6 protein-coding genes and 1 other RNA gene are annotated in these 6,126 nt (G+C 65.4%); 2 read left to right on the top strand and 5 right to left on the bottom strand.

The window, feature by feature from the left end; genetic code table 11:
- Positions 1–164: 164 nt before the first annotated feature.
- The 5 genes from MTR72_RS26925 to MTR72_RS26905 all read right to left on the bottom strand — a co-directional run bounded on the left by MTR72_RS26925 (position 165) and on the right by MTR72_RS26905 (position 2,685).
- Positions 165–989 (bottom strand): TIGR00282 family metallophosphoesterase, encoded by an 825-nt coding sequence (locus tag MTR72_RS26925; RefSeq protein WP_280966757.1) that lies wholly within the window; start codon positions 987–989, stop codon positions 165–167.
- Positions 967–1,563 (bottom strand): 5-formyltetrahydrofolate cyclo-ligase, encoded by a 597-nt coding sequence (locus tag MTR72_RS26920; RefSeq protein ID WP_280966758.1) that lies wholly within the window; start codon positions 1,561–1,563, stop codon positions 967–969. Before MTR72_RS26920 ends, MTR72_RS26925 begins: the two co-directional genes overlap by 23 nt.
- A gap of 201 nt (positions 1,564–1,764) precedes the next feature.
- A non-coding RNA gene (ssrS, locus tag MTR72_RS26915) (6S RNA) lies at positions 1,765–1,926 on the bottom strand.
- Between the two features lie 58 nt (positions 1,927–1,984).
- Positions 1,985–2,368 (bottom strand): cell division protein ZapA, encoded by a 384-nt coding sequence (locus tag MTR72_RS26910; RefSeq protein WP_279373040.1) that lies wholly within the window; start codon positions 2,366–2,368, stop codon positions 1,985–1,987.
- Complete coding sequence (locus MTR72_RS26905) at positions 2,365–2,685, bottom strand: DUF4164 domain-containing protein (protein ID WP_027553872.1); 321 nt, start codon at positions 2,683–2,685, stop codon at positions 2,365–2,367. Before MTR72_RS26905 ends, MTR72_RS26910 begins: the two co-directional genes overlap by 4 nt.
- Positions 2,686–2,974: 289 nt before the next feature.
- On the opposite strand from MTR72_RS26905, the gene tkt reads away from it, so the two are divergent.
- Together tkt and gap are read left to right on the top strand one after the other, a co-directional pair.
- Positions 2,975–4,960 carry a transketolase gene (gene tkt, locus MTR72_RS26900; RefSeq protein ID WP_280966759.1) on the top strand — a complete coding sequence of 662 codons (1,986 nt, stop codon included), beginning with the start codon at positions 2,975–2,977 and terminating at the stop codon, positions 4,958–4,960.
- 156 nt (positions 4,961–5,116) lie between these two features.
- Positions 5,117–6,124, top strand: a complete 1,008-nt coding sequence (gap, locus tag MTR72_RS26895) for a type I glyceraldehyde-3-phosphate dehydrogenase (protein ID WP_280966760.1) — start codon at positions 5,117–5,119, stop codon at positions 6,122–6,124.
- Positions 6,125–6,126: the final 2 nt, after the last annotated feature.

The following is a 6,126-nucleotide window of genomic DNA, read 5'->3' as shown; positions in this document are numbered from 1 at the left end:
CTGTGGGAGAAGGTGGCGCGAAGCGCCGGATGAGGGGTTGCTTCCCGCGAGTTCGAATGCGAAAGAGTCAAGCGCGGAGAGAGACCCCTCACCCGGCTTCGCGTTCCGCGAAGCCACCCTCTCCCACAAGGGGAGAGGGTGCACTGAATGTGTGGCGCCGCTGTTCAGCTCAACCAGAACCGCGGTGTCGCCGGCTCCAGCCTTCCGCCTGCACGCACCGGCGCGATCCGCAGCGCGAGCCCCGTCGCATCATCCGTCTCCACCGCGACGCCGCTGAGCGTCGCTACGCCCGCGGCCGGCTCGAACCTGCTTGATGGAATGCCCGACGTGAAGCGCCGCAGCGGCTCTTCCTTCTGCATGCCGATGATGGAATCGTAATCGCCGGTCATGCCGGCGTCGGTCATGTAGGCGGTGCCGCCGGCGAGGATCTGGTGATCGGCGGTCGGCACATGCGTGTGCGTGCCGACGACGAGGCTGGCGCGGCCGTCGCAGAAGAAGCCGATGCCCTGCTTCTCGCTGGTCGCCTCGCAATGGAAGTCGACGACGATGGCATCGGCCGCAACGCCGAGCGGGCAGGCACCGAGCTCGCGCTCGAGCGCGGCGAAGGGATCGTCGAACGGGGTCATGAAGACACGGCCGAGCGCGTTGACGACGAGCGCGTGCTTGCCGTTCTTGGTCTCGACCAGGGCGGCGCCGCGGCCGGGCGTGCCGCGCGGGTAGTTCGCGGGCCGCACCAGGCGCTCCGCGCGCTCGATGAACACCAGCGCCTCGCGCTGGTCCCAGGAATGGTTGCCGAGCGTCACCGCGTCGGCACCCGCATCGAGCAGCTCCTGGTAGATCGCCTCGGTGATGCCGAAGCCGCCGGCGGAGTTCTCGCCGTTGACGACGACGAAATCGAGCGACCAATCCTTGACCATGCCGGGAAGATATTCGGCAACTGCCGTACGCCCGGCGCGGCCGACGACATCACCCACGAAGAGAATGCGCAACTTCAGGACTCCGGAAATCGAACACGTCGGTTTCCGTTAGCACATAATCCAGCGCGACGTCGTGTGATAGTGCCGGAACCGCCTCGATCTCCTGCGCGGCGAAGGCGAGCCCGATGCCGATGATGTGCTTGGTCTTGCGCAAATGCGCGAAGGTGAAGTCGTAATGCCCCGCGCCATAGCCGATGCGATGGCCGAGGCGGTCGAACGCGGCGAGCGGCGTCAACATGATGTCCGGGACGACCTCGGCGGCCGCGGGCGACGGCTCGGGAATGCCGAGCGGCCCGAGCATCAGCCGATCGTTCGGATACCAGATTCGGAAGATCAGCGCTTGGCCGCGCGCGGTGACGCAAGGAAGCGCGAGCCGCGCACCTTGCTCGGCGAGCTTCACCATCAGCGGCGCGGGGTCGATCTCGCTACGGATTGGCGAATAGCCGGAGATGATACTTCCAGGTGGCGGCGTGAACGGCAGGCCGCGCTTGGCGAGCTTTGCAGCGGCTGTGATGCGCTTCTTCTCGCTGAGCGCGTCGCGCTTGGCGAGGGCCTTGGCACGCAGTTCGGCTTTGGAGTTGGTCATGCGCTGGGTCCCGATGTCATCACCCGCCTTGTGCGCACTTGCGCACTGGGGCGGGTGATCCAGTATTCCAGAGGCGGTGATGCTCACACTCGAACGCCGCGGCGTACTGGATGCCCCGCTTTCGCGGGGCATGACACTGTACCTAACCGCCGCAGCTAGACGCGCAAATCTCGACAGGCACGAACCAGAAGGAAGCAAAAGCGCGAGGCCGCGGACGCCGTTGAAGCACTCGATCCCGGAGTTCCCTACGAAAGTAGGTGGGCACCATATGTCCGGGCCCACGGGCCCGGCCAGGGACAGTTCCCTAAAGGATCGATAAGGCCCCGGGGATATTATGGCTCCTGACGCGCGTCGCAGCCTCGCATCCGCAATCTAACAACGATACTGACGAATCGCCAGCCCAAGGGCAGCGAGCCCCCAATTAGCCGATCGCGATCCCACCGCCGACGGTCCGGTTCAGGACCTGGGTCGACTTCTCGATACGTTCGGCCGCGGCATTCAGCGCATTGACCACCGCGGTCTGAGTCATCCGGGCGCGCTCGACGGCGGCGTTGCGGAAATCCCGCAGCTCGTTCAATTCCTGCTCCATGGTGCGGATGCGGTTGCCCGCATCGACCAGTTCATCGCAGGCGGTCAGCGCCGCCATCACGGTGAGCCGAGCATCGCCGATCTCGCCGAATTTTCCGCGCAGCGACTGGATGCGCGTTTCCAGACCTTCGGCAAGTTTCAACAGCCGCACCTCCTGGCCTTCCTCGCAGGCCATGCGATATTGCCGGCCGTTGATGGTGACGTTGATGTGGCTCATCCATCCTCTCCGGTATCGAGCACCGAACGTATCGTGACGATCGCGGAGTCCAGCTTCTCCGAGATCTCGCGATTGGTGCGCTCGAGCTTGCGCGCCTTCACCAGCGCGCCGTCGAGTTCATCGGCCAATCGCGAGCGATCGGCGCCGAGCGCCTGGATGCGCGTCGCAAGTTCGTTCTCGTCGCGATCGGCATCGCGCCGCCGTTCGACTGCGCTTTCGAGCGCATCGAGCGCTGCCATGAGTCTGCGGGTCGCGATCTCGATCTCGACAGCAGACGATTCCGTCATGGCGGAACTGTTTGACACGCGATCGTTCATGCAGTCAGCGGCGGAACCTTGTGGCCTTTGTCCCCGGGGCCTGCCGTCCGGCAAAAGACTCGGTTCGGCAAGCGGTTACAAGCAGAAATTTACGTGGCAGGGAAGCGATGCGCAACGCCGCTGCGAAACTATGCACCGATAAGCAACTTTTGCGGCCAAACGGGCGTTTGATTGCCTTGGACTCCCGGAACCGAGATGCTATCCCCACCCTCGATCCCAGAGGCCGCCAGGCTCTTCCCATGCGGCTCCATGCCACCGCCAAGCACTTCATTTCAGACGGATTTTCAATATGACGCAGGTCGACCACACCCGTATGGCCAACGCGATCCGCGGGCTCTCGATGGATGCTGTCGAGAAGGCGAAATCGGGCCATCCCGGCCTGCCTATGGGCGCCGCCGACATCGCCACGGTGCTGTTTACACAGTTCCTGAAGTTCGACGCCGCCGCGCCGAACTGGCCCGACCGCGACCGCTTCGTGCTGTCGGCCGGCCACGGCTCGATGCTGCTCTATTCGCTGCTCTATCTCACCGGCAATGCCGACATGACGCTGGACCAGCTCAGGTACTTCCGTCAGCTCGGCTCGCTGACGCCGGGGCACCCCGAAAACTTCCACACCAAGGGCATCGAGACCACCACCGGCCCGCTCGGCCAGGGCATCTCGACCGCCGTCGGCATGGCGCTGGCCGAGAAGATGCTGGCCGCCGAGTTCGGCAAGAAGATCGTCGACCACCACACCTTCGTGCTCGCCTCCGACGGCGACCTGATGGAAGGCGTGTCGCAGGAAGCGATCGCGATGGCGGGACACTGGAAGCTCAACAAGCTGATCGTGCTCTACGACGACAACGGCATCTCGATCGACGGCCCGACCTCGATCTCCGATTCCGTCGACCAGGTGAAGCGCTTCAAATCGGCAGGCTGGGCCGCCGAGAAGATCGACGGCCAGGACCAGGCCGCGATCGCCGCCGCCATCACGCGCGCGAAGAAATCGAACAAGCCGACGCTGATCGCCTGCCGCACCACCATCGGCTACGGCGCGCCGCATAAGGCCGGCACCGCGAAGGCGCATGGCGAGGCGCTCGGCGCCGACGAGCTCAAGGCCGCCAAGGAGAATCTCGGCATCTCGCTCGAGCCGTTCTCTGTGCCGGACGACGTGCTGAAGGCGTGGCGCGAAGCCGGCAGCCGTGGCGCTGCCGCGCGCCAGGAATGGGAAGGCCGGCTCGGTGAGCTCGGCAGCCGCAAGCGCGCCGAGTTCGAGCGCCGCTTGCGCCATGAGCGCCCCGCCTCGCTCGCGAAGGCGCTGCGGGCGCACAAGAAGGAGCTCTTGGAGAAGCCGCTGACGGCCGCGACCCGCAAGTCCTCGGAAGCGGCGATCGAGGCGATTGCCGCCGCGATGCCGATGGAGTTTGTGGCGGGCTCGGCCGACCTCACCGGCTCCAACAACAACAAGGCGAAGTCGGCGACCGCGTTCTCCGCCAAGACGCCAAAGGGCCGCTTCATCCATTACGGCATCCGCGAGCACGGCATGGCCGCGGCACTGAACGGCATCTTCCTGCACGGCGGCTTTGCGCCGAACGGGGCAACCTTCCTGGTGTTCACCGACTATGCGCGGCCTGCGATGCGCATTGCCGCGTTGATGGGCGCCGGCGTCGTCTACGTGATGACGCACGACTCGATCGGTCTCGGCGAGGACGGCCCGACGCACCAGCCGGTCGAGCATCTCGCCGCGCTGCGCGCCATGCCGAACATGCGCGTGTTCCGTCCCTGCGACGCCATCGAGGTCGCCGAGTGCTGGGAGCTTGCGCTCAACCGTATCGACGGCCCGACGGTGCTGGCGCTGACGCGGCAGAACCTGCCGCAACTCCGCACCACCGCGCCGAACGAAAATCCCTGCCAGCACGGCGCCTACGAGCTGGTCGCCGCCGAGGGCGAAGCCAAGGCGACCCTGTTCGCCTCGGGCTCCGAGGTCGAGATCGCGGTTGCAGCCCAGAAGCAGCTCGCCGAACGAGGCATCCCGTCGCGGGTGGTCTCGGTACCCTCACTCGAGCTGTTGTTAGCGCAACCAGAGGCCAAGCGGGCGGCGATCATCGGCAACGCACCGGTCAAGGTCGCGATCGAGGCCGCGGTGCGCTGGGGCTGGGATGCCGTGATCGGCCAGGATGGCGAATTCGTCGGCATGCATTCCTTCGGCGCGAGCGCGCCGGCGAAGGACCTTTTCAAGCACTTCGGCATTACTGCCGAGGCTGCGGTTAACGCTGTGCTGAAGCGCGTTTCCTGAGAGTTGAGCTTGCCCTGAAAAAGGACTACGTAACTTCTCATATGATCACGCACCGCCCGGCCGAACCGGGCGTCCGCCCTAAAAAACCCTCGCCGGCGCGCTACGCGCGTCGCGCGGGATGACAAACGTCATTGAACGGTCATAAGGAGACGAAACATGGCAGTCCGCGTCGGAATCAACGGTTTTGGCCGTATCGGCCGCAACGTCCTGCGGGCTATCGCCGAGTCCGGCCGCAAGGATATCGAGGTCGTCGGCATCAACGATCTCGGCCCGGTCGAGACCAATGCCCACCTGCTCCGCTTCGACTCAGTCCATGGCCGTTTCCCCGGCACCGTCACCGTCGAGGGTGACTCGATCAACGTCGGTGGCCACAAGATCAAGGTGACCGCCGAGCGCGATCCCTCGAAGCTGCCCTGGAAGGATCTCGGCGTCGACATCGCGCTGGAATGCACCGGCATCTTCACCTCGAAGGACAAGGCCTCCGCGCATCTGACCGCTGGCGCCAAGCGCGTGCTGGTCTCCGCGCCCGCCGACGGCGCCGACGCCACCATCGTCTACGGCGTCAACCACGACACGCTGACCAAGGATCACCTGGTCGTCTCGAACGGCTCCTGCACCACCAACTGCCTTGCGCCGGTCGCCAAGGTGCTGAACGACCTCGTCGGCATCGAGACCGGCTTCATGACCACGATCCACGCCTACACCGGCGACCAGCCGACGCTGGACACGCTGCACAAGGATCTCTACCGCGGCCGCGCCGCGGCGATGTCGATGATCCCGACGTCGACCGGTGCTGCGAAGGCGATCGGCCTCGTGCTCCCCGAACTCAAGGGCAAGCTCGACGGCGTCGCGATCCGCGTGCCGACCCCGAACGTCTCGGTCGTCGACCTCAAGATCGTCGCCAAGCGCGCGACCGACGCCAAGGAAGTCAACGCGGCGATGAAGCGCGCGTCCGAGCAGCAGCTCAAGGGCATTCTCGGCTACACCACGGCGCCGAACGTCTCGATCGACTTCAACCATGATCCGCACTCCTCGACCTTCCACGAGGACCAGACCAAGGTGCAGAACGGCACGCTGGTGCGCGTGATGTCCTGGTACGACAACGAGTGGGGCTTCTCGAACCGCATGGCGGACACCGCCGTTGCGATGAGCAAGGTGCTGTAACG

Origin of the sequence: Bradyrhizobium sp. ISRA442 (genome assembly GCF_038085055.1) — a bacterium.
In the GTDB taxonomy this organism is placed as follows: Bacteria; Pseudomonadota; Alphaproteobacteria; order Rhizobiales; family Xanthobacteraceae; genus Bradyrhizobium.
This window is presented reverse-complemented; position numbering and strand designations above follow the sequence as displayed.